The following is a 23,372-nucleotide window of genomic DNA, read 5'->3' on the forward strand; positions in this document are numbered from 1 at the left end:
GCGGTCCCGCTGCGGCGCCCAGTACGTCGGAACACCCCCGCGTTTGTGGGAGCCCCTCACTCAACCCCGTTGCGCGCGGATGAGGTCGCGATACCAGGCGAAGGATGCCTTCGGGGTGCGGACCTGCGTCTTGTGGTCCACGTGGACCAGGCCGAAGCGCTGGTGGTAGCCCTCGGCCCATTCGAAGTTGTCAAGGAGGGTCCAGGTGAAGTAGCCGCGTATGTCCACACCCTGGGCGACCGCCGCGTCGACGGCCTGGAGGTGGGTTTCCAGGTAGTCGATGCGGTCCGGGTCGAGTACCTTTCCGTCCGGGGTGAGGACGTCTTCGGCTGAGCAGCCGTTCTCTGTGATGTAGAGGGGTGGGAGGGCGGTCGGGTAGCGGTCCTTGAGGGTGACGAGGAGTTCTCGTAGGCCGTCGGGGACCACCGGCCAGTCGAAGGCTGTGCGGCGGTAGCCCTCGATGGGGGCCTCCTCGAAGGGGAGGCCGTCAGGAGTCGCCGGAGCCTGGATGCGGGTGGGGTTGTAGTAGTTGATGCCCAGGGCGTCCAGGGGAGCCGCGATGAGGTCCAGGTCGCCGTCCTGGATACAGCCGTCGAGGGTGGTGTCCGCGCCGAAGGCCGTCAGGTCGGGGTACGTGCCTTTGAGGATCGGGTCGTTGAAGAGGCGGTTGTGCAGGTTGTCGTAGGCCTGCGCGGCGGCGTGGTCGGCAGGGGTGCTGGAGGCGGGCCAGACCGGGGTGCAGTTGTTGGAGATCATCACCTGCAGGCCGCGGCTGCGCAGCTCCCGTAGCGCCAGGCCGTGGCCGAGCAGCTGGTGGTGGGCGACAGGCAGGCAGTCCAGGAACAGGGTGCGGCCCGGCGCGTGGGTGCCCAGGCCGTAGCCCCAGACCATATGGATGAACGGTTCGTTGAGCGTGATCCAGGTACGGACGCGGTCGCCGAGCCGGTCGGCCGCGATCGCGGCGTACTCGGCGAAGCGGTGCGCCGTGTCGCGGTTCAGCCAGCCTCCCTCGTCCTCGAGGGCTTGCGGGAGGTCCCAGTGGAAGAGGGTGGGGACGGGTTCGATGCCGCGGGACAGCAGGCCGTCGACCAGGCGGTCGTAGAAGTCCAGGCCCTTGATGTTGGCCTCGCCCCTGCCGGTGGGCTGGATGCGCGGCCAGGCGATGGAGAAGCGGTAGCCGGTGAGGCCCGCCTCGGCCATCAGGTCGAGGTCCTGCTCGTACCGGTGGTAGTGATCGCAGGCCACCTCGCCGGTGTGCCCGTCGCGGATCGTGCCCGGGCGGGCGGTAAAGGTGTCCCAGACCGATGGCCCACGGCCGTCTTCCTGGGTGGCGCCCTCGACCTGGTACGACGCCGTCGACGCGCCCCAGACGAAGTCCGCGGGCAGATGGTTCAGTGTCACGTAGAACCCCCCTCAAACATGAGTAGTGCTCATGTTAGTTGGTTCGATGGGATGATGGAAGCGTGAATCAAGACCGCACTACAGGGACGCCGCGTCGGCTGCCGGTCCAGAAGCGCAGCCTTGAACGCTTCGAGCGGCTCCTTGACGCCTGCGCCGAACTCCTCGACGAGGTCGGCTACTCCGCGCTGACCACCAAGGAGGTGGCGCGCCGGGCCGAAGTGCCGATCGGCACGCTCTACCAGTTCTTCTCCGACCGGGAGGGGCTGGTCGGCGCGCTCGCCGCCCGCAACCTGGAGTCCTTCCTGGGGCGGGTCACCGAGCGCCTTGAGCGCGAGGTGCCCGACGGGGTCGCGGGCATGGTGGAGGTGACCGTCGACGAGTTCGTGGCCATGCGGCGCACGATCACCGGGTTCGGCGTGGTCGACTTCGGCGCGGCGGGCCAGGACCACACCCTGGAGCCGGGCCGGGACAACAACTCCGCGGTCGCCGGACAGCTGCGCGCACTGACCGCCTCCCTGACCGGCGTCGAGGACGACGCCGAACTGGAGCTCGCCCTGCGGGTGGCCCTGGAGTGCGCGGACGGCGTGCTGCAACTGGCCTTCCGCACCCACCCGCAGGGCGACCCCCAGCTGATTGCCGAGTGCAAGCACGTCCTCAACAGCTACTTGAACGACCGACTCCGGATTCTGATTCTCCGTCAGCAGAGGTGTTAGCGGATGGACTTGACTTTCCAGACCAGTACCGCGCCGAGTGCCGACATGGCCGCCGAGCACAGGAACAGCGAGCTGTAGCCGCCCGGGCCTTCGAGCACGAGCGAGGCGATCGGGGGGACGAGCACGTACGGCAGGGACGTCATCAGGTTGGCGAGGGCCATGTCCTTGCCGCGGTCCGCCGACGTCGGGAGCACCTCGGTGACCAGGGCGGTGTCGACGGCCAGGTACACGCCGTAGCCGAGGCCAAGGATGACGGCCGCGACCAGCGTCATGGTCCACGTGGGCGACAGGGCGAGCGGAACCGCGGCGACGGCCATCGTCAGGCCGCCGAGGAAGACCAGCATGCGTCGCCTGCCGAGCCGGTCGGAGAGCCAGCCGCTGAGGACGACCGTGGAGATCGTGGCCAGGCTGTTGATGCCGATCACGATGAGCAGGCCGTCCTCGGTGGACCGACCGGGGAACAGGCGCTCGTAGTGCAGGACGTCGTCCAGGAAGTACGGCAGGTAGAGGGTGCCCATGCCGTAGCCGAGACCCATGATGAAGCGGGAGCTCATCGCCCAGACGAAGTCGGGGTGGGCGCGCGGGCTGATCCGGTAACCGTCCAGGAAGGCGCGCGGCGAGAACGGCTCGCGGTGCGCGTGGGGCAGCGGCAGGTCCTTCATCGTGAACGCGAACAGCAGGATGAGCAGCGGCAGTCCGGCCATCAGCACGTACTGGGCGGGAAAGCCCGTGACCAGGCCGATCAGCAGGCCGCCCGCGATCAGGGCACCGGCCTGCGGGACCATCGCCCAGCCAAGGACCGCGCCGCGCTGCGTGACCGGGACCTGGTCGGGCACCACCGGGGAGAGCCCGGCGCCGATGATCATGAATGAGGCGGACAGGACGAGGGAGCCGAGCGCGAGCCCGGCGACCGTCGTCTGGAGGCCGGTGAAGACCAGCGTCACCACGCAGACCAGCGAGCCCGCGAGGAGCCACGGGCGGCGGCGGCCGAACCGGCCGGTGGTGCGGTCGCTGAGCGCGCCGGCCAGGGGTGCGATGACGATGCCCGAGATCGCGCCCATCATGCTGACCCAGGCATAGCTGCCGACTTTGCCCGCCGGGTCGATCTGTGCGATCTGCTCGGGCATCAGGAACGTGGTCGGCACATGCATCGGGATGAACACCCCGACGTTGGCCAGGACATACAGGGCGACCCAGCCAGGGCCGACCCGGCGGACCGGCTCGGCGAGGGCATCGGAGCGCTCCGGCGACTCGGCGGGCTCGCGCTGCTCGGGGGCCGGGCTCATCGGGGCAGTCTCCTGAGGTGGACGAGCTCGCTCGTCCAGTCGAAGGGCAGCAGCGGCGGAAGACCGTGGCTCAGCAGGACGGCGCCCTCGTGGACGGCGCCGGTGTCCTCGTCCTGGTAGCGGGCGTCGGGGTCGAGGCCCTTCAGCCGGGTCCGGGCAGTGGTGCGGGTCAGCGCGGACGGCTGGAACTGGAGGACGGCGACCTCGTCCCGGGTGACGTACTGCACGGCGTCGTGATCGAGGCGGTACTGGACGCCGCCGTGCACCACGGGCCGGATCCGCTTGTACTGCCCCACAAGCATTCGGGCCCACGCCAGGTCCTCCTCGCTCCAGTTCCGCAGGTCGCCGCCGATGCCGAGGGCCCCGGCCATCGAGACGTGGAAGCGGTAGCGGATCGAGGTCGCGCGGGCGGTGTGGCTGTTCGGGCTGTCGGTGACCCAGGCGCCCATGGTCCGGGCGGGCAGCAGCTGTCCATGGCCGTGCTGGATCGCGACCCGGTCGGCAGCGTCCGTGTTGTCCGACGCCCAGATCTGGTCGGCGCGGGAAAGGACACCGAGGTCGGCCCGGCCGCCACCGCCCGCGCAGGACTCCAGATACAGGCCGGGGCGGGCGGCGCGCAGCCGGTCCATCACCTCGTAGACCCCACGCGTGTGCTCGATCCACACACGATCGGGGTCGGTGGCGCCGGGCTGTCCCGCCTCGCTGAAGGGCCGGTTCATGTCCCATTTCAGGAAGGCCACGTCCAGCTCGGTGACGGTCCTGACCAGCCATTCGACCGCCCACTCACGGACGTCGCGCCGGGCGAAGTTCAGCACGTGCTGGTTGCGGCGCTGCGTGCGGGTGCGGCCGTCCTGGCTCAGGATCCAGTCGGGGTGGCTGCGGAAGAGGTCGCTGTCGGGGTTGACCGCCTCGGGCTCGACCCACAGGCCGAAGCCCATGCCCAGGGCGCGTACGTGGTCGGCGAGCGGGCCGAGGCCCTTGGGGAACCGGTCGGGGTTGGGCCACCAGTCGCCGAGCCCGGCCGCATCGCTGGTACGAGCGCCGAACCAGGCGTCGTCCACGACGAACACCTCGACGCCGAGGCCCGCCGCCAGGCCGGCCAGTTGTCTCTGCTGCTTCTCACTGATGTCGAACTCGGTCGCCTCCCACGAGTTGAAGATCAGCGGGCGTTCGGCCGGGCGGGCGGGCAGCACCTCCTCTTCGACATAGGCGTGCCAGCGGCGGCTGGTGCCGCCGAAGCCGTCGGGGGCGTAGAGACCGGTGAAGACAGGGGTCTCCAGGTGCTCGCCGGCAGCCAGCTTCCAGACCAGACCCTCGTGGCCGAACCCGCCGGTCCAGGAGGCACGGCCGTACGGATCGCGGCGCACAGTGATACGGCGACTGCCGCTCCAGGCGAGAGCCGCGCTCCACACCTCGCCGTGTTCCTCGGCGGCATCTCGCGCGTCGAGCATCAGCCAGGGCCCCGCGTGCTGGCCCGTGATCCCCAGGCGGCTGGTGAACACGCTCTCCCCGACGGGCACATGGTCGCGCCGGAGCTGGAACTCCCGGCCCCACTCCCCCACCACGTGACTGACCCGGTAGTCCTCGCGGGCGGGCAGCGTCCAGGCGGCGGAGTCAAGTCGCAGGACGTCCACCTGCTCGCCCGCGGTGAGAACGGCCCAACGCTCGATCTGGTCGTGGCCGTCCCGGATCCGGTAGTTCAGGTCGAGGGAGAGGCAGCGGACGCGGTCGGTGAAGGACAGCGTGAGCCGGCCGCCCTCGACCGAGTACGAGACGAACCGCCACGCGAAGCCGCGGACCCCGTCGGCGAACCGGACGGTCAGCGACGGCGCCCCGAAGCGCAGGCCGCCCTCGACCGCGTACTCCTCTCCCCCCGGGTCGTCGCCGCCGGGGTCCTCGGCCGGCAGGTCGGCCGCGACGGCGACGGCCTGCTCCAGGCTCAGCGGCCGGCCCCAGTGCACGTGCCGGGGGACGTCGTCGGCGTCAAGACGGAAGGCATAGGAGGTGCCGGGCGTGCACAGCAGCCAGAGGCGGGCTGTGGAGTGGTGAGTGATCACGCGCATCCTTGAAGGTGAGTGAGACCGGCTGGTCCTCGAAGGCGAGTCGGCACCGGGCGGATCAGGCAGAAGTCGCCGGAACCGGCCGGATCAGGCAGGAGCGCTGATCCGGCCGGCCTGTGCTGTACCGCCTCAGCCGGCGGCGTGGACGCCGACCTCGCGCAGCGAGTAGCCCCACTGGGTACCGCGCGTCAGCCCTTTCACGCGTACGTAGCGCGCCTCGGCCGTGGCGAAGCGGGCCGTGTCCAGACCGCCGTCACCGGCGTTGGTGGACCACACCGTCTTCCAGCTGGAGCCGTCGTCCGACAGTTCGACGCGGTACGACTTCGCATACGCCCCCTCCCAGTCGACGGTGACGCGCCCGACCGGCTTCGCCGATCCGAGATCGATCCGCAGCCACTGGTCGTCCTTCCACTCGCTGGCCCAGCGGGTGCCCGTGTCGCCGTCCACCGCCCTGTCGGGCTTGAAGTTCTCGAAGGGGTTCCACCACTGCGAGGAGGACGCCGTGGCAGATGCCCCCTCGGCGAGGTTCTCCCCGGGCTTGTACATCTCGGAACCGGCCCAGGTACGCAGATAGGACTCGGCGCCCGTGAACAGCTCGTCGACTATCTTCTGGCCGCCGACCCTCCCGATGTCCTCTATCCAGTCCGGGACCATGCCGTAGTGCGCGCCACCGGCGGTGTTGAAGTCCCACGTGCGCGATCCGGTGGTCAGCCTGTCGACGACCGAGCCGCCGTCCGTACTGCGGAAGGGGTACTTCACCGGGTTCGGGGCGTCCGCGCCGCGCGGGGCCGGCCAGCCGCCGACGCCGTTCATGTCGGTGCCGTAGCCGTAGCCCACCTTGTACTTCTCACGCAGCGCCCGTGTGCGCTCGGCCTCCTTGATGAACCCCTCGGAGGCGCCCATGTACTGCGCGGCGAACCCGCCGAGCTTGTACAGGCGTTCGGTCCAGCCCAGGTCCATCCAGCTGTGCGAGGAGATGACGCCCGGGTACGACTCGGACTCCAGGATGTCGAAGGCCTGGCCTGCGGCCTTGACGCTCATGTGGTCGAGCTCCAGCATCATGCCGCGCTTCATCATGCCGCGCACCGCGTACGCGCCCAGATCGGTCAGCCCGCGGGTGTTGCACTGCGCGTCCGAGTCGTACGAGGGGACGTCTACGCCCTGTGGGAGCTGCTTCTCCGCCTGTGGCGCGGCCGCGTTGCCGATGGGGTTGTCGTGCTGCGGTCCGCGGCAGGTCTCCGTCTTCCAGAACGTGCCCGTCGACAGGAACTGGCCCACGTTGATGGCCGTGCCGAGCGCACCGGAGTCGTAGCGCACGCCGCACAGGGCGTTGTCGAACTTGTGGCACAGGAACATGCTGCTGACGCCCAGTTCCTTCAGCTCGTCCAGGCCCTTGTCGATGTCCTCCTTGCTGCACTGCGCGACGTCCAGGATCTGCTTGCAGCCGAACGGCTCGGAGGTCTCCACGCCCAGGACGACGGCCAACTTGCCCTGCTCGACGACCTGCCGGGCCTGCGCGCTGCTGGTGACGATGCGGAAGAAGCCCTTGCCCGGGCCGCCGTACATCTTGTCGATGTGGTCCTGCATCTCGTACGTCTTCTTCGCCTCGAGGCGGATGGCATCCATCTCGTCGCAGCCACGGTCCTTGAAGAAGTACACCGAGCAGATCACGCCGTTGGTGACCAGGTCGTTGACCAACACGCGCTGGCCGCCGCGCCAGGCCCGCTCGATCCAGGCGTAGTAGTTCTGCTGGTGGGTCAGCGAGTCGTGGGCGGGCCAGTCCTTGAACGTGGGCCATCCGACGGGGTCGTGCCTGCCGTCACCGCCCTTGGTGATCATGTCGAAGACGGCGAGGGAGCCGTCGGGGTAGTGCTCGGGGCAGTCCTTGAGCGCGTCGGCCACGCCCTGCTCCGAGTACGGCTTGCCGCAGATCAGCCGGCCGCCGAAGCCCTCGTTGGACATGACGTGGTCGTGGGCGTCGACGAAGCCCCGGACGCGGCCCTGGGCGTCGGTGCCCTTGAAGGGCTCGCCCGTGACACCGATCTGCGAGTCGGGGGCGGGCCGCGCCGACGGCTCCCACCAGTTGGACTGCGCCGCGGAGCTGGGCACCGGCCCGAGCACCAGGGCCAGCACGGCGAGCAGCAGCGACACGGCCGTGACGGAACCGAGTCTGCGCCGCAAGGGTTGAACGATGACCATCGCGTGATCCTTAAATGTGAGCCGGGCTCATATTCCGCTCTCAAGGTAGGGACGCGAGGACGCGACGCCAAGACCCTGGCGGGAGAACACCGAAGATCCCGGCATCGAGGTGCGGCCACAACGGGACGAAGCGGGGCACGGCCACAGGTCCGCCGCGGCACGACGCGGAGCAACCTGGGCAGTACCGAGAACATTTCGCACGCGACGTGTTGCAGATTCCCGGCTGTGGCTCTCCTCATCCTTGGAAGTCAGGGAACGACCCGTTAGCTCGTCGACCACGACAACGCCGGCCTATTCGGCCGGCTGCCAGGCGGATACTCGGCCAGCACCACCGTCCACTCTGCTGCCATCGCCATCGGCGCGGTTGTCCCGAGCTGGGCGCACGGCCAAGCCAAGGCGCTCGGGCGCAGGAGCTGACACGGTGAGGGGAACGCCCACGCGGTCGCCGGTGAGGACAACGCCCACGAGGTGGCCGCCAAGTATCCGCCGCTCCAGGCACCCCTGCCGCTGGACGACGTGCCCGCGACCTGTCGGCAGCTCGCCGCACAGGGGTACGTAACCATCGTCCGGCTGCCCCTGTTGAACGAGGCCGCCCGGGCAGAGGTCCAGCTGCGGATGGGCGAACTCGGGGAGGCGAAGGTTCCCATGATGCTGTTCCTCGACCGGCTCGCCGGCCTGACGCTGGAACGGCAGGCCGACGATAGCGAGGCAGGCGAGCTGGACGGCCGCCACGAGGCTTACGAGCGGCACGAGCTGACCCGCTCCGAGGAGCGCTTCGCGGTGGCGCAGGACGGCGCCAGGCACGGATCCGCCGTTTCCTTCGCGACCGTGGACCTGGGGCCGTCCGGCACTTTTCTCGTGGCCCGGGGCACCGTGGAGAAGGAACGGCTGAACAGCACGCTCGCAAAGGCCGTGGGTTCCGGTCTCCTCGACGACACGTGGCAGGAGTGGAAGCGGTCCGCCGTCGTCGAGGTCGCGCTCCCGCTGCCCGCCCTGCGCCGACCGCGGCGCGGGCAGACCTACACCTTCCTGCCGATGGGCGAGAACCTGGCCGCGCCGTTCCCGGGGCACATGAACGCCCCGTTCTTCACCAAGTCCGCCGATCAGAGGATGCCCTTCCACGACCATGGCCGCGGACCGGATCGACCGCGCAGACAGTCGATCCGGTACTGTGCCTGGCTCCTCCACTCCGAATTGCTGGCTGCGTGCTGCGCCGCGTACGTCACCATCCGCAGCTCACGGGTACGCGCGAGGATGGAGTAGCCCTCCCACGCCGTCACGTCGTGTCCGTAGACCGCACAGAACTGGTCGTACTCGCGGCTGCTGACGGCTCCGGTGGTCTTCGCGCGCACGGCAGTTGACACGAGATCCCACTCCGGAGGCCCCACCGAGAAGCGCTCCAGGTCCATCATCAGCACCCCGTCGGCCGTACGGACGATATTGCCGGGCCAGGCGTCGCCGTGCACAGCGCGGTCGGGAAGACCTGCCGGCCGATCGGCCCAGGCCGCTGCTAGGTCGTGATGAAGGGCGTGCAGCCACTCCTTGTCGTCGTCCCGGATCGTGGTGGCCGCTTGCAACCGTTCATGAACCCGGACGAAGGGGTCGAGGTCCCCCAGCTCGATCGCCGGAGTGGGCAACGAGTGCAGTTGCAACAGGAGTTGAGCTACGTCCTCCACGGAGCCATGGTCCTGGGGTGGAAGTTCCTCCCAGAAGGTCACCGGTCGACCGTCCGCGTCGACCGGCTGCTCAACGTCGACCAGTCGCACGGCCGGAACGTTCTCCTTCGCGAGCCAACGCGCCACGCGTACCTCGCGGGCCGCCGCATCGCTCTGCCCCTCCCGTGCGATTCGCACGATCACCCGCTGATGAGGCAACCGCCAAATCTGGTTCTCGGCCAGACGCAACGGTTCCGCCCCCTCGGAGTCCAGACCGATCGTGGAGCACGCCTGCTCCAGAACATGGCTCGCGGGCGCGGCCGCCGAAGAAGTCATGCGGAAACCGTAGCGGCGATTCGATCCCGCAGCGCCGAAGCCTCCTGAACAGTCCGATGCTTCGATGCGAAGTGACCGAGCTGCCGCAGATCGTCGGCCGCTCGCCGGGAGGTGAGTCGGCCGACCTCGTTCAGGGCATCGTGGCCGAGCACCGCCGCCTGGTGAGGATCGCCCTTGGCCATCAGCAGGGAGGCGAGTTTTGTCCGCGAGATCGCACGAGACCGTTTGTAGGCATCCGTGTGTCCCTTCACCGCCGTGTCGAATCGGCGGGCCGCCCGGCCCGGGTCCTGTCCGGCAAGGATCGCCAGATCAAACAGGGCGTGAGCCGTGTCCCCGGCGTGCTGCGCCTCGTCGTAGTAGGCCATCCAGGGCGAATCCTCGGCGGGGCGGGCGCGGGTGAACGCTTCATCCGATGCACCGACGGCCGCCATCGTGTCGCGGATGTTGCCCATCTTCCCGAAGGCTCTGGCCCTTGCTGTGTGAAGCATTGCCTGCTCGGTCGCCGTCAAGCGGTCGGAACGTACAAGCCCCTTTTCAGCGTAGGTGAGACCGTCGTCGGGGGCTCCGATCCACACGGCTTGCCGCGCAAGGAACGAGTACGTCTTGGCCCGCAGGTGCCAATCGCCAGCTTCCTCCGCGCAGTCCGCTGCGAACCGGAAGGTCTGTGTGGCTTCGTCGTGGTGGTAGGCGTCGAAGGCCGAAGCGCCGACCACAATCCCGAGTCGCGATACAGCGGCAAACAGGTCGGTTCGCATGTGCTCAGGAAACTGGGCTTGCAGCAGGCCGGCTGACCACTGCATCGCTCGGGCGGCTACGTCACGCACCACGCCACCGCCGCCCAACTCGTTGTCCATGCCACTGATGGAGGTGGCGACGGCCAAGACCTGGTCGACGTGGCTCGGGTTGACATGTGCCGGGAGGGACAGTTCCGCGGAGGCGAAGACATCGGTGAAGTTGAGAGGGGCTATGGCGGCGAGACCGCCGATTTGGAGGAACGAGCGTCGAATCACGGGCTCCTGGCTCCCAGGGCGAAGAGTTGGTTCGTCTCTTCCCAGGATGCGGCCTGCCGACGCCTGCACGGCTCCCTCCCCTCGGCGCGTGGAAGCCTTATCGGCATCAGCCCGCTTTTTATCGGCATCGCGGCTGCCGAAGACCATCGGCCATGCCCGGTCAAGGAGCCCTCCCGTACCGACGGTGTCATCGAGCCGCTGAACGACATCGCGGCGACAACTCGGGTACTTGCCCTTCTCGATCGCCAAGATCATATCGTCGCTGACCTGCACTAACCGCCCCAACGCCTTGGCTGACAGCCCTTGTTCCAGGCGAAGTCGGCGCAGCTCGGTGCCGAACCACTCCTGAGGGGACGCCCCTGGATCGAGCTGCTTCATTGGCTGCGGCATGTTCTGTCCCCGAAGTCGTTGATGCCGAACTCTTCACCTCTCGGCATCAGGCTCTGCACGTTCTCGGTGCACTCTGCCTAAGAGGATGTCTCACGTGGCGAGCTTCGCGAGTCTCTTGTAGCAGGTGAGGGCTGCGGCGAGGCCGAGAAAGGCGAGGAAGTGGCTGCCTTTTCGTTCGTACCGGACGGTGAGGCGTCGGTATCCGAAGAGCCAGGAGATCGACCGCTCGATCTTCCAGCGGTGCCGGCCGAGCCGCTCGCCGGACTCGATACCGGGGCGGGCGATCCGTGCGATGAGGTTGCGGCCGCGGAGCCAGCGGAGGTGCTCGGCGGAGTAGTACGCCTTGTCCGCACGGACCTTCACCGGCTTCCTCCGACGTGGTCCGCGCCGGGACCGGACGGCGGGGATGCCGAGAATCAACGCCTTGAACGCCTGGCTGTCGTGCAGGTTGGCGCCGGACACCGCCACGGCCAGCGGCAGGCCATGGGCCTCGGACAGCACGTGGAGTTTGCTGCCCTTCTTGCCGCGATCGACCGGATTCGGCCCGGTCAGCGAGCCCCCCTTTTTGCCCGGACCGACGCGGCATCGACGATCGCGGCCGACCAGTCCAGCTCACCCCGGGCGCCGAGTTCGTCCAGCACCGCCCGGTGCAGCCTGCGCCACAACCCGGCCTCGGTCCACACCGTGAACCGGCGGTGCGCGGTGGCCGGTGAGACACCGAACGACTCCGGTAGATACCGCCACGCACACCCACTCGTCAGCACGTACACCACGGCCGTGAACACCGCCCGCTCGTCCACCGGAGCCGTACCACCACCCTGCGGACGGGACGTGAACCTCGGCAACAACGGAGCGGTCAGCTCCCACAGTTCGTCCGGCACCAGCCGACGCGACAGATCAGCACCCACGATCCAACATCATGCCGCATCAGCGGAGCAGCCACGTGAGACATCCTCTCAGTCTATGAATTCCACTACCTCGGTGAACTGGGCTATGTAGAGCCTCTGTCGGCCAAGCCAGGTCGCTTGGCGCTCCGTGAGTGAGCGCCTTTCAGCGAAGGACGCGGTGCGCCTGGACGGCCCCTGGGCAGCGTCGTCGCGTTCGGAGGGGCGGGGCGCAGCATCGCCAGCGTGGCTTCGACCGGCCTGGTCAGCCCGGGAGTTCCTGGGATGACTGCTGGATGTGGTCGATGAGCCCAGCGATGGCCCACCGCCATGGCCTTCGCGCTGGCCACAACTTCCTCCACACCCACATCGCACCACTGCTCGACGGCACCGCCCTGGCCAACCGGGTCGACACCGTGCTCCTCGTCTTCGGCATCGTCTCCCTCGCCAGTATCTGGATCACCGGCGGCCTTACCGACCGCCATCGGCCTCCACCACGGCCACTTGCGCGACGTCGCCCTCGTCGAACGCCGCCGCCCCACCATCGGCTGAGCCCGACTACGGCCGCCCGGGGCAACACCAGCCACTGACAGTTCTCATGTCTCGTCGACTGACAATCCGCCGCAGCCCGACAGATAGCCCCCGACCTTCCGGGACTTGCGGACGGAGGCGAGCTCACGCCCTAGGCGTTCGAGGGGTGTCTGGCCGGTGATCGGGTTCCGTGAACCGCCGAGTGACGCTCAAGTAGGAGCAAATGGGGCCGTCGTATTCTCGGTGCGCCTGCGTACTCCTGTGCGCCGGTGGTACGCCCTGGCGGTGCTCACGCTTCGATTCACTGCCGTTACTCCTCACGAGCCCCCGGTTGCCCGTTGCCCGGCGCCCTGCCCAAGGTGCATCGTCGTTTTCGGACGGCTGCACCCTTCAGGGGCCGAGCCGGAGTACGCCGGACATGTGTCGTACGGCAGTGTCGAAGAATGCCTCGTATCTCGTATGAGGACACCTGGACCTGCACGGACGTTTCCGCAGTTCGCCTGCCGACAGCCCGAGTCGGGATGTGATGTCGCCAGACGGTCAGTCTCGACACCATGCAGCGGAGAGACGCTCTCACCTGGTGCTATGCATCTGACCGCGCAACTCCGTCGCATTCCGGCCGCCTCCCCTTCAGGGGCTTTGCCCACAGCGAACACTGGTACGAGGCGTAAGAGGGAAGAGATGCGGGCTGTAATTCGTGGTGATGCGAGCGGGGTCCGGGTCGCCTGGGTGTCCGACCCCAGGGTCGAGGTTTCCACCGATGCGGTGGTCCGTGTTGTGCTGGCCTCTGTGTGCGGGACCGATCTGTGGGCGTACCGCGGAGAGGGAGGCATTCCGCCGGGACGTCGGGCCGGTCATGAGTTCCTCGGCGTGGTGCAGGACGTGGGAGCTGACGTCCAAGGGCTCCGTGAGGGAGACATGGTCCTGGCTCCCTTCCTGTGGGCGGACGGGACGTGCCGACCGTGCCGTTCGGGCCTGTCGTCGTCGTGCGCGCGGGGCGGGATGTGGGGTGGTGACCACGACGGCGGGCAGGGCGAGGCGGTCCGTGTGCCGTTCGCGGAGGCGACGTTGGTCCGGATCGGGCTCGGTTCGGACGACGAACGACTGCCCGCCGTCCTGACACTGGCCGACGTGATGGCGACGGGGGCTCACGCGGTACGCGGAGCCCGGGTGACCGAGGGATCTGTCGTAGCCGTGGTCGGTGACGGCGCGGTAGGGCTGTGTGCCGTGTTGGCCGCGCACCGGGCCGGCGCGGAGCGGATCCTTCTGCTCGGTCGCCATCCGGCGCGCACCCGCGTCGGTGTCTCCTTTGGCGCCACGGACGTGGTGGCCGAGCGAGGAGACGAGGGCTTGGCCCGGGTGCGTGAACTCACCGACGGGCTGGGGGCGGACGCGGTGCTGGAGTGCGTCGGCACCCAGCCCGCCGTCGATACGGCCCTGTCGGTGGCGCGCGACGGTGGGGCGGTGGCTCTGGTGGGTGCGCCGCACGGAGGGATCGGCGATCTCGGTCCGCTGTTCCTGCGCAACCTCACGGTGTCGGGCGGGCTGGCGCCGGCGCGTGCGCTCATACCGCCGCTGCTGGACGAGGTGCTCGCCGGGCGTCTGGATCCATCCCCGGTGTTCGACCTGACGACGGACCTGGACGGCGTTCCGGCCGCGTACCGGGCGATGGCCGACCGTACGGCCCTGAAGGCGCTCGTCCGCCTATGACCGCGCGGGCCCCCTGAGAGCCGGCCCTCCCGGCAGCCGGCGGGTGCAGGTCTTCTCCGCGTCCTACAAGTTGCTCGGCACGCACGCATTCCAAGGTCAGCGAAAGCAGGTGCATCATGTCCGTCCTGATCACGGGGGCCTCCGGGACCCTTGGCCGCACCGTTGCCCGCAGGTTCACCGCCTCCGGGCATGCGGCAGTGCTCGGTACGAGAACCCCCGAGACCCTCGCGGCACGAGGCGTTGAGGATGCCGATGTCCGCCGTCTCGACTTCGCCGACCCCTCCAGCTTCGGCGGCGCCCTGCACGGCATCACCGAAGTCCTGCTGATCGCGCCCCTGGCGGACGCTCACTCCGACCAGAAGCTGAAGCCCTTCGTCGAGGCCGCTCTGGCTCATGGGGTGGAGCACTTCGTCGTCAACTCGGCGCATATGGCGACGCTCTCGGAAACCTTCGTTCTGCGCCGCCTGGAGAGACTGGTGGAGGCGAGCGGGCGAGGCTGGACCCATCTGCGTTCCCAGTGGTACATGAGCACTCTGACCCGAGGACTGTTCACTCCCATGCTGCGGCAGGGAGAGTACCTGCTGCCGGTGGGCCCGAAAGACAAGATCGCCTATGTCGCCGTCCAGGACGTGGCCGAGGTGGCCGCCCTGGTGCTTACGGCCCCTGAACAACACTCTTGCAAAATCTACGAGTTGACCGGTCCCGCGTCCTTGGACGGTCCGACGGTCGCCTCGTTGTGTTCCGACGCCTGGGCGAGACCGGTGGTGTTCCGCTCCCTCAGTGAGGACGCGTACGCCCATGCGTGCGGTGCCGCGGGCCTGCACGAGGACGCGGTCTCGCTGCTCCTGGAGCTGTTCACCGCCGTCCGCGGCGGCGACGCCGCCCGGACCACGACGACCGTGCGCGATCTGACCGGACACGCACCCCTCGACCTCCGGCGAATCCTCGCCGAGGACCCCTGATGCTGGAGGTACTGCTGTGTCCACGACGATGCCGCGTCCCCTCACGATCGACATCGACGCACCGCTCGTCCTGACCGAAGTGGAGCGCGCCGCCACCGGCCCGGTGGAGGTTGTTCTCGGACCCGGTGTCCACGAACGGGTCGCCGCCTGTCACGCGTTCGCTCTGCGGCGCATGCAGGACGGCCGTCCGGTCTATGGGGCCACCACGGGTTTCGGTCCGCTGGTCGGCTTCCGCGGCCGGGAGGATCCGGCCGATCAGTGCGAGAACGCTCTGGCCCACCTGGGTGCCGGGCAGGGACCCGACCTGGCCCCCGCTGCGGTACGGGCCGCGATGCTGATCCGGCTGAGCTCACTGTGCCGGGGGTATTCCGGGGTGTCCGTCGCGGTGGTGGACACGCTGTCCGCGGCCTTGGGAAGCACGTTCGCTCCGGCCGTGCCGCGTCTGGGCTCGCTGGGCGCGAGCGGAGACCTGGTCCCGCTGTCCTATGTGGCTCGGGCCCTGTGCGGGGACGGCCACGCCTACGTCGACGGGCGGCGGTTCCCCGCGGCCGAGGCCCTGTCCCTGGCCGGGCTCACCACGTTGGAGCTGGGTGGCCGGGACGCCCTGGCTCTGGTGAACGGCACCTCGCTGACCGCGGCCGCGGCGGGCCTCGCTACGGCCTCACTGATCCGCTCCCGCACCAGCGCCGTTCTGCTCTCGGCCGTCCTCACCGACGTCCTCGGCGCCGAGCCGGCCTTCCTCGCCCCCGAACTCCTGGCCGCCTTCGGACATCCGGAAGCCGCCCGGGTCGGTGGCGAACTGCGAGAGCACCTCGACGGCCTTGTCCCCTCCGGGACGCGCCTGTTGCAGGAGCCGTACAGCGTGCGGTGCACCCCGCAGTTGATCGGCGCGGCCACCTCGGCACTCGCGTACGGCCGGAAGGTCGTCGACCACGACCTGAACTCCGTCAGCGACAACCCGCTCTTCTTCCCCGACCAGGACATCGTGGCGCACGGCGGCAACTTCTTCGGCCAGCCCGCCGCCTTCGCCTGCGACCTGCTCACTCTGGCCGCCACCCAGCTGGGCAACCTCGCCGAACGGCAACTCGACCTGCTCGTCGACCCGCACCGCAACGGCGGCCTGCCGCCGATGCTGTCCAATGATCCCGGGCGCCAGCACGCGCTGCAGGGGGTGCAACTGGCCGCTACCGCCATCGTGGCCACGATGCGCAGAAACGCCCACCCCGCCTCGGTCCAGAGCCTGCCCACCAACCTGCACAACCAGGACGTGATCCCCTTCGGCACCCAGGCTGCCCTCAACGCCCTTGACGCGGCCCACCACCTGAGACTCCTTCAAGGTTCTCTCGCCCTGGCCCTGCGGCAAGCGGCACACCTCGGCCATCGCACATTGACACCCGACTCGATCGCTCTGATCGACCAACTGGCCAGTATCTGTGCGCCCATCGTGCAGGACCGGCCCCTGGACGAGGAGATCCGCCACGCCGCCGACCTCCTCGACCGACTGGCCCAGCCCTCCTGACCCCCGCGCGCCTGCCCGCAGACCCGCGCGCGGGAAACCCACTCCGTCGCGCACAGCGCACCGCGGGCCCCACCCCGCACCCCCGCCCCGTATCCCACCGGAGAGCGCAGATGACACAGGCTGCAGATGTCCTCCCCTGCCACATCCTGGCGCCACCCGACGTATTCGCCGCGGTGGAACCACTGTTCCTGCCCGAGCCTGGAACTCGGCCCCCTGCGTGTCCGCACACCGGCGGCAGATGCCACCAGCAGCTCGACACCGACCTGGACCTGCTACGACAGGCCGCGACGGGCATGCACCCCCGGGCACTGCGGGCCCCGGAGGACACCCGCCGACGCACGCGCTATCGCTGGGTGGTGGGGCACCACGCCGCTTTCGCCGTGTGGCAGTGCCTGCGACGGTCCCTGGAGGAGGCGGAGGACGGGCCCGGACCGCCCGAGCCCGCGATCCACACGGCGGCCCGGCTGTACGACGTGTACTCCGTGCTGTTCCTCTACACCGGCGGCTGCCCGCCGCGGCGTTACGCGGAGACCGTCCGCGCCGACATGATGGCCCGGCACCCGGCCTTCAGCGGGGAGTGGGCCCGCGACTACCAAGCGATTCCGGAGCTGACCAAGCGCGTACGCGCCCTCCATCCGGAGGCGACGACCGCGCCCCTGGCCGAAGCCGCCAGACTGAACCACCGGGTCCACATGGCGGTGGCCAGGAAGCTGGTGCCCGACGGCGCCTCGCTGCTCCAGGAAGCCGGACGCCGCCCCGGGAAGGCGCCGTCCGAAGCCGAGCGGGAGCTCTACGACGACTACTTCGCGGTGCACCGCGAGGTGGTGTGCGAGTCGGCGTTCGCCGCCCAGCTGGTGCGCAGACTGGCGCAGGTGCTGTGCGACGTCTGCGTGTACGGCCTGACCGAAGCCGACTCCCCGCCGGCCGGGTTCGGCCCCCCGCACACCGGCTCCGTCGAAGCCTTCGAGTACAAGGCCGGCGCCCTATTGCGTGCCCTGGCCGAAGACCTCGCCGCCACAGCCCGCCCATCCGCCGCACACCCGAACGTGCCGGTCCGGGCCGGCACCGTTCCACTCCAGCAAGGAGCTTCTCGATGCCCCCAGTGAGCATCTCCGACGACGACAAGACCGTCTCCATGACGCCCGAGCTGTACCGCTACCTGGTCGCACAGGCCGAGCCGCCCACAGAGGTCCAACAACGGCTCGTCGAGCACACCCATGCTCTCGGCCAGGTGGCGGAGATGCGGATCCCGCACGAGCAGAGCACCTTTCTGACCCTGCTCACCCAGATTACGGGAGCCACGCTCGTCGTGGAGGTGGGCACTTTCACCGGTTACTCGACCCTCGCGTTCGCCCTCGGGCTACCGCCGGACGGCACGGTGATCACATGTGACCTGTCGGCGGAGTGGACCGGCATCGCCCGCCGGGCGTGGCAGGCGGCGGGCGTGGACGAGCGCATCCAGCTCCGCGTCGGACCGGCCACGGAGACCTTGAGCGCGCTGCCCGAGGAGGAATCGATCGATCTGGTCTTCCTCGACGCCGACAAAGTCTCCTACGAGACCTACTGGGACCTGCTGGTTCCCCGGACGCGCCCCGGCGGACTGCTGCTCGCGGACAACGTGCTGTACGGGGGAGACGCCGCCGATCCCCGGTGCACCGGCAACGCCCGGGCCATCCGCCGCTTCAACGAACGGGTACGGGCCGATGAGCGGGTGGAATCCGTGATGCTGCCCATCGCCGACGGCCTGACCATCGCCCGCAAGCGCCCCGCCACGAGGTCCGGCCCGCCACCAGGGGGCACGTCATGACCGCACCCGACTTCCGCGCCATCGGTATTGATCAGGCGGCCCCTTCCCACAAGCGGGCGCTGATCGACTGCCGCACCGGGCAACGGACCAGCTTCGGTGAACTGTCGGCCCAGGCAAGGGGTTTCGCCTCCCTGCTGGTCCGTCGTTCCCAGCGGCAGGGAGAAGTCGTCGCCATCGTCCTCGACAACGGCGCCGCCTTCGCCGCCGCCTACCACGGTGCCCTGCTGGCGGGCATGACCGTCCAGCCGCTCGACCCGCTGGCGCCGCCCGCGGAGTGGGAACGGGCCATCGGCGCCTCCCAGGCCCGCTGGCTCGTCGCGCCACCCAGCGCCTGCCGGCAGCTGACAGAGCTGCCAGGCGCCCGATCCGTGGCCCGCACGGTGGTCGTCGAGGGGAGCGGTGAAGAGCGGGAGCGGCCCGACTGGATTCCGTGGTCCCGCCTCGCCGCCGAGACCGACGCGCCGGCTCCCCCCACCCCCCAAGCCGTCCCCGAGGCGGTGGCCGTCCTCGCCTCATCCAGCGGCACGCAGGGGCACGCCAAGCAGGTGATCCTCACCCACCACAACCTGGCGGCCAATCTGGAGCAGATCCACGCCCGCCACCGTCTGGCGCCGGACGACGTCGTCCTGGCCGTGACACCGTGGCGGCACATCTACGGGATGCAGATGGCCCTGAACCACACCCTGCGCACCGGCGGCACCCTGGTGGTGACCGGATCACCGTTCAGCTTCGAGGAGTTCCTGCGGGCCATCCAGGAACACCACGTCACCGTCGCCTACCTGGTGCCGCAGACCGTGGCCCAGCTCGCCACGCACCCCGCGGCCGGCCGGTACGACCTTTCCAGCCTGCGCAGGGTCTTCTCAGGAGGAGCACCTCTGGCCCCGGCCACGGCCGACGCCTGCAGCCGCCGCCTGAAGGTGTCCGTACAACAGGGCTACGGCATGACGGAGGCCGGCTGCACCCACCTGACCCCCGACAGCAGCACCGCACCCGCCGGCTCGGTCGGGCTCCCGCTGCCCGGCACCGACGTGCGCATCGCGCACCCCAGCACGGGCGAAGCCCTCCCCGCGGGCGAAGAAGGGGAGCTGTGGGTACGCGGTCCCCAGATCAGCCCCGGCTATCTGCCCGGCGAGCAGACATCCCCGCCACTACGGGATCACTACGGATGGCTGCACACAGGCGATCTGGCTCTCGTCGACAGGATCGGGCACTGCACCATCACCGGCCGCCTGAAGGAACTCATCAAGTACAACGGGCACCAGGTGGCCCCGGCCGAACTCGAAGCCGTCCTCCTCACCCACACCGCCGTCGCCGACGCCGCGGTGGTCGGCGTCCCCCACCCCGCCTACGGTGAGATCCCCAAGGCGTTCGTGGTGCTGCGCGAAACCGTCGCGCTGAGCGAACTAACCGACTACGTCCGCGAACGCGTACCCCCGCAGCGCCGGATCAGAGCCATCGAAGCCGTGGACGCTCTGCCCCGCAACCAGTCGGGCAAGCTCCTGCGCCGCGAACTGGTCACGCGGACCCGACGGCCCGCAGAAGACCTGTCCTCGCCTTCCCTGAACGGCCGCACCGTCCTCATCACCGGCGCCAGCCGCGGCCTGGGCCGCTTCCTCACCGACGCCTTCGCCGAAGCCGGCGCTCAACTGGTCCTGACCGCACGTGACTCCAAGGCACTGGACGAGACCGCGGCCGAACTCCGGTCACGACAGGTACGAGTCGTCACCGCACCGGCGGATCTCACCGATGCCGAGGCCGTGGCCGAGGTCGTCGAGCGCGCCGTGGCCGCCTTCGGCACCATCGACGTACTCATCAACAACGCGGGGATACCCGGCCCGCTCGGCCCCGTGTGGGAAGCGGACCCGCAGCACTGGTGGCGCACCATGCACGTCAACATCCTGGGCACCACGCATACCTGCCGTTCCGTCGTCCCCGTCATGATCGCGGCACGGAGCGGATGCGTCATCAACATCGTCAGCGAAGCAGGCCGCCACCGCTGGCCCTACGCGTCGGCCTACTCGGTCTCCAAGGCCGCCGTCATCAAACTCACCGAGAACCTCGCAGCAGAGCTCCGCCCCCACCACGTGGCCGCCTTCAGCTTCCACCCCGGACTGCTGGACCTCGGCGTCACCCGCGACCATCTGGCCCGCCACCCCACCGGTGACCCCTGGGCCGACCAGATCGGCCAGTGGCTCGTCACCCAGCGCGACCAGGGCCGCTTCACCCCGCCGGAACACGCCGCGCGAGCACTGCTCCGCCTGGTCGCCGAACACGCCCGCTTCCCCACCGGGCACTACCTCACGCCGCAGGCCGTGGACAGCACGCTCTCCCCGGATCAGGACAAGGCCGCCGCACCCACCCACCGGGAAAGGCAGTCCGAACGATGACCACCGAAGCCAACTCCGCGCAGGGCCCCCAGAAGATCATGGAACTCGCCTCCGGCCTGTGGGTGTCCAAGACCCTGTCGACCGCACTCGACATCGATCTCTTCGGCACCCTGACACGCCACCCCGGCAGCTCCGTGGCCGAAATCGCCGAACACCTCGGCTTCGACACGCGCCCGACTCGCTCCCTGCTCACCGCCTGCGCCGCCCTCGGACTGATCACCAAAAACGGGGTCCACTGCTTCAACTCACCACTGTCCAATCGGTATCTGGTCCGCGGAGGCCCCGACTACTTCGGCGGGTGGGTGGAGATGCTGGACAGGCACGACTACCCGGGCTGGATGCGCCTCACCGAATCCCTCCGCGCCAACCGGCCCACCGCCTGGGACCCCGCACGGCAGAAGTCGCTGTTCGACGATGCCGACCCCGACGTCATGGAGACGTTCTGGGAGGCCATGTACGCGGTCTCCACCGTCACGGCCCGCGCATTCGTCGCACGGGTGGGTCTCGGCGCAACCCGCGCTCTGCTGGATGTCGGTGGCGGCGGCGCGGCGTGGGACATCGAACTGTGCCGTACCCACCCCGACCTGCGCGCGGCCGTGGTGGACCTGCCCTTCGTCTGCGAGCTGACCCGACCGGGCATCGAGAAGGCCGACCTGACAGAGCGCATCACGACCATTCCGGGAGACTTCTTCACCGACCCCCTGCCCACCGGCTACGACGCCGTCCTGCTGTCGTCGATCCTGCACGACTGGGACGAGACCGCAGACCGCACCATCCTGCGGCAGTGCTTCCAGGCCCTGCCGCCGGGCGGTCGGCTGATCGTCAGCGAACTCTTCGTCGCCGACTCCGAAGACGGCCCCCTCGAAGCCGCCCTGATGGGCCTCGCCATGCAGGTCGAGACCTGGGGCCACGGCCTGACCGTCGACGAGCTCACCGGCTGGCTCACCGACACCGGTTTCACCGACATCCAGGTGCACCGGTTCGCCGCACCCACCGCCAATGGAGTCGTCATCGCCCACCGGCCCTGACAGTCCGAACACCCGTCCAGCAGCCGCAGCCGTCCGAAGCGCACTGACCCGCACGGCCTCGGCGCGGCCTCCGGACCGGATGCCCCCCCGAACCTCTCGCGTATGGGAGCAACCCATGCCCCTCTCCGAACCCCGCGACCGCGATCACCCCCGGGCCGGCCTGCTCACCCGGACCTTCCTCACCTTGGAGACCTTCGTCGCCGACCCCTCCGACATGTACTTCGGCTTCCACCTGCGCATGAACGGCACGCCCCCCGAACTGGCGACACTGCGTGCCCAGGTCAGCCGACGCGTCCAGAGCCTGCCACTTCTCACCCACCGGCTCACCCTCCGAGACGGCCACACCTACTGGGAACCGGACGCGGACTTCGCCGTCGAGCACCACGTCCGGCACCTGGCCGACCGAACCCTCGACCCCCGGCCGGCACAAGCGCTTCTCGACACACCACCCCCTCCGGACCGCCCCCGCTGGGGGCTGTGGCTGCAGACCGACGGCGGCGAGGGCTGGGCGCTGTGCTTCCTCGCGCACCACGCCGTACAGGACGCCACCTCGATGCTGCACACCCTGCGCGTCCTCCTCGGCCCTCGACCCGCCCACGAGCCACCGCCCTCTGCCGCCGGCCCGGCGCACGCCCCCAGGCAGAAACCGGCGCGAGACCTCCTGGCCCTGCTCCCGGACGTTCTGGCCACCTACCTGCCCCACACCCGGTCTCCAGCCCCGGACCCCCTCCAGCCCCCCAGGCGCGAACTGGCACACGCCTCGGTCGACTTGGGACTGCTTCAGACGATGGCCAGAGCAACCGGCGCCACCGTCAACCAGGTGCACCTCGCCGCCATGGCGGCAGCCCTGCGCGACTGGCCCCCCACACAGGACTGCGCGTCCCAACCCTGGTGGCGACGCGGCCCGTACGTCCTGGTCCCCGTGGACACCCGCCCTCCGCACCACCACGAAGACTTCGTGCCCCACCTCGCCAACCGACTCGGCCTGCTCCGCATCCCGCTGCCCTGCACGGCGTCCAACACCGCGAACCGGTTGACCGCACTCATGAACACCACGAGCAGACGCCACATGGCCCGCCACCGCGACGCACTGCGCACACTCACCGAAGACACCCCGGACCGTGTGGCGAGCTGGGTCCTCCAGCGCCTCACCGACCCCCGCAGCGTGGCCATGACAGCTTCCCACGTCCGCACCCAAGGGCCCGTTTCGGTCCTCGGCGCCCACGTCGCCGACATCACCGCGATCCCCTGGCTGCCCCCCAGCCACAACTGTTTCACCCTCCTCACCACGCACGATGGAGTAGCAAGGCTCTCCGCGCTGACCACCACGGCCCACGAGAACCCGCAGCGCCTCGTGGAACTCTGGGCCGATGCCCTCGCCGAGTGAGACCGGTGCCGCTCTCAGAAACCGGACCGCTCCGGTCACATCGGGCCTTGGCAGCCGGAACGCCGACCTCGCGGGGAAAGCCATGACCACAGCGCCCGCCTCGGCCC

The 23,372-nt window shown here is 69.4% G+C and carries 16 protein-coding genes; 9 read left to right on the plus strand and 7 right to left on the minus strand.

The genetic code is table 11. From position 1 onward, the window contains the following. Nucleotides 1-60: 60 nt before the first annotated feature. Complete coding sequence (locus ACK8N7_RS02165; RefSeq protein ID WP_500440603.1) at nucleotides 61-1,401, minus strand: GH1 family beta-glucosidase; 1,341 nt, start codon at nucleotides 1,399-1,401, stop codon at nucleotides 61-63. A gap of 62 nt (nucleotides 1,402-1,463) precedes the next feature. On the opposite strand from ACK8N7_RS02165, the gene ACK8N7_RS02170 reads away from it, so the two are divergent. Further along, on the plus strand, nucleotides 1,464-2,114 hold the full coding sequence (locus ACK8N7_RS02170; protein WP_403219798.1) for a TetR/AcrR family transcriptional regulator: 651 nt from the start codon (nucleotides 1,464-1,466) through the stop codon (nucleotides 2,112-2,114). Here ACK8N7_RS02170 and ACK8N7_RS02175 read toward each other — a convergent pair. From ACK8N7_RS02175 to ACK8N7_RS02200, 6 genes are all read right to left on the minus strand, one after another. Beyond that, on the minus strand, nucleotides 2,111-3,400 hold the full coding sequence (locus tag ACK8N7_RS02175; RefSeq protein ID WP_500440605.1) for an MFS transporter: 1,290 nt from the start codon (nucleotides 3,398-3,400) through the stop codon (nucleotides 2,111-2,113). The genes ACK8N7_RS02170 and ACK8N7_RS02175 overlap by 4 nt on opposite strands. Further along, entirely contained in the window at nucleotides 3,397-5,463 is a 2,067-nt protein-coding gene (locus tag ACK8N7_RS02180; RefSeq protein WP_403219794.1) for an alpha-galactosidase, read from the minus strand. The genes ACK8N7_RS02175 and ACK8N7_RS02180 overlap by 4 nt, the downstream gene beginning before the upstream one ends. 126 nt (nucleotides 5,464-5,589) lie before the next feature. Continuing rightward, nucleotides 5,590-7,659: a galactose-binding domain-containing protein gene (locus ACK8N7_RS02185; RefSeq protein ID WP_500440607.1), complete on the minus strand. Its 2,070-nt coding sequence runs from the start codon at nucleotides 7,657-7,659 to the stop codon at nucleotides 5,590-5,592. A gap of 1,103 nt (nucleotides 7,660-8,762) precedes the next feature. Then, nucleotides 8,763-9,650, minus strand: a complete 888-nt coding sequence (locus ACK8N7_RS02190; protein ID WP_500440608.1) for an aminoglycoside phosphotransferase family protein — start codon at nucleotides 9,648-9,650, stop codon at nucleotides 8,763-8,765. Further along, complete coding sequence (locus ACK8N7_RS02195; protein ID WP_500440610.1) at nucleotides 9,647-11,038, minus strand: helix-turn-helix domain-containing protein; 1,392 nt, start codon at nucleotides 11,036-11,038, stop codon at nucleotides 9,647-9,649. Before ACK8N7_RS02195 ends, ACK8N7_RS02190 begins: the two co-directional genes overlap by 4 nt. Nucleotides 11,039-11,140: 102 nt before the next feature. Next, nucleotides 11,141-11,958 (minus strand): IS5 family transposase gene (locus ACK8N7_RS02200; protein WP_185300792.1). Its coding sequence is split into 2 segments (ribosomal slippage): nucleotides 11,141-11,619 and nucleotides 11,619-11,958, totalling 819 coding nucleotides; the frame shifts between segments, so codons are not numbered across the junction. Between the two features lie 1,188 nt (nucleotides 11,959-13,146). Between ACK8N7_RS02200 and ACK8N7_RS02205 the strand changes: the two genes are divergently transcribed. The 8 genes from ACK8N7_RS02205 to ACK8N7_RS02240 all read left to right on the plus strand — a co-directional run bounded on the left by ACK8N7_RS02205 (nucleotide 13,147) and on the right by ACK8N7_RS02240 (nucleotide 23,265). Then, nucleotides 13,147-14,175 carry a zinc-binding dehydrogenase gene (locus tag ACK8N7_RS02205; protein ID WP_500440612.1) on the plus strand — a complete coding sequence of 343 codons (1,029 nt, stop codon included), beginning with the start codon at nucleotides 13,147-13,149 and terminating at the stop codon, nucleotides 14,173-14,175. Between the two features lie 116 nt (nucleotides 14,176-14,291). After that, a complete protein-coding gene (locus ACK8N7_RS02210; RefSeq protein WP_500440614.1) occupies nucleotides 14,292-15,137 on the plus strand; it encodes an NAD(P)H-binding protein in 846 nt (281 codons plus the stop codon). A 16-nt stretch (nucleotides 15,138-15,153) separates the two neighbouring features. Next, complete coding sequence (locus tag ACK8N7_RS02215) at nucleotides 15,154-16,656, plus strand: HAL/PAL/TAL family ammonia-lyase (protein ID WP_500440615.1); 1,503 nt, start codon at nucleotides 15,154-15,156, stop codon at nucleotides 16,654-16,656. A 110-nt stretch (nucleotides 16,657-16,766) separates the two neighbouring features. After that, on the plus strand, nucleotides 16,767-17,762 hold the full coding sequence (locus ACK8N7_RS02220; RefSeq protein ID WP_500440617.1) for a 3-methyl-L-tyrosine peroxygenase-related protein: 996 nt from the start codon (nucleotides 16,767-16,769) through the stop codon (nucleotides 17,760-17,762). Next, nucleotides 17,750-18,463 carry an O-methyltransferase gene (locus ACK8N7_RS02225; protein WP_500440618.1) on the plus strand — a complete coding sequence of 238 codons (714 nt, stop codon included), beginning with the start codon at nucleotides 17,750-17,752 and terminating at the stop codon, nucleotides 18,461-18,463. The genes ACK8N7_RS02220 and ACK8N7_RS02225 overlap by 13 nt, the downstream gene beginning before the upstream one ends. Continuing rightward, the gene (locus ACK8N7_RS02230; RefSeq protein ID WP_500440620.1) at nucleotides 18,460-20,850 is read left to right on the plus strand and encodes an SDR family NAD(P)-dependent oxidoreductase; all 2,391 of its coding nucleotides are present in this window, start codon (nucleotides 18,460-18,462) and stop codon (nucleotides 20,848-20,850) included. Before ACK8N7_RS02225 ends, ACK8N7_RS02230 begins: the two co-directional genes overlap by 4 nt. Continuing rightward, nucleotides 20,847-21,878, plus strand: a complete 1,032-nt coding sequence (locus tag ACK8N7_RS02235; protein WP_500440622.1) for a methyltransferase — start codon at nucleotides 20,847-20,849, stop codon at nucleotides 21,876-21,878. Before ACK8N7_RS02230 ends, ACK8N7_RS02235 begins: the two co-directional genes overlap by 4 nt. Before the next feature lie 115 nt (nucleotides 21,879-21,993). After that, complete coding sequence (locus tag ACK8N7_RS02240; RefSeq protein ID WP_500440624.1) at nucleotides 21,994-23,265, plus strand: WS/DGAT domain-containing protein; 1,272 nt, start codon at nucleotides 21,994-21,996, stop codon at nucleotides 23,263-23,265. The last annotated feature ends 107 nt before the right edge of the window (nucleotides 23,266-23,372 follow it).

The organism is Streptomyces griseobrunneus (assembly GCF_046713465.1).
Lineage (GTDB): Bacteria > Actinomycetota > Actinomycetes > Streptomycetales > Streptomycetaceae > Streptomyces > Streptomyces microflavus.

Coding starts and splice junctions, on each gene's coding strand:
- ACK8N7_RS02185 (WP_500440607.1), bottom strand. CDS start 7,659: ATGGTCATCGTTCAACCCTTGCGGCGCAGACTCGGTTCCGTCACGGCC.
- ACK8N7_RS02235 (WP_500440622.1), top strand. CDS start 20,847: ATGACCACCGAAGCCAACTCCGCGCAGGGCCCCCAGAAGATCATGGAA.
- ACK8N7_RS02230 (WP_500440620.1), top strand. CDS start 18,460: ATGACCGCACCCGACTTCCGCGCCATCGGTATTGATCAGGCGGCCCCT.
- ACK8N7_RS02240 (WP_500440624.1), top strand. CDS start 21,994: ATGCCCCTCTCCGAACCCCGCGACCGCGATCACCCCCGGGCCGGCCTG.
- ACK8N7_RS02180 (WP_403219794.1), bottom strand. CDS start 5,463: ATGCGCGTGATCACTCACCACTCCACAGCCCGCCTCTGGCTGCTGTGC.
- ACK8N7_RS02175 (WP_500440605.1), bottom strand. CDS start 3,400: ATGAGCCCGGCCCCCGAGCAGCGCGAGCCCGCCGAGTCGCCGGAGCGC.
- ACK8N7_RS02220 (WP_500440617.1), top strand. CDS start 16,767: ATGACACAGGCTGCAGATGTCCTCCCCTGCCACATCCTGGCGCCACCC.
- ACK8N7_RS02210 (WP_500440614.1), top strand. CDS start 14,292: ATGTCCGTCCTGATCACGGGGGCCTCCGGGACCCTTGGCCGCACCGTT.
- ACK8N7_RS02205 (WP_500440612.1), top strand. CDS start 13,147: ATGCGGGCTGTAATTCGTGGTGATGCGAGCGGGGTCCGGGTCGCCTGG.
- ACK8N7_RS02225 (WP_500440618.1), top strand. CDS start 17,750: ATGCCCCCAGTGAGCATCTCCGACGACGACAAGACCGTCTCCATGACG.
- ACK8N7_RS02195 (WP_500440610.1), bottom strand. CDS start 11,038: ATGAAGCAGCTCGATCCAGGGGCGTCCCCTCAGGAGTGGTTCGGCACC.
- ACK8N7_RS02190 (WP_500440608.1), bottom strand. CDS start 9,650: ATGACTTCTTCGGCGGCCGCGCCCGCGAGCCATGTTCTGGAGCAGGCG.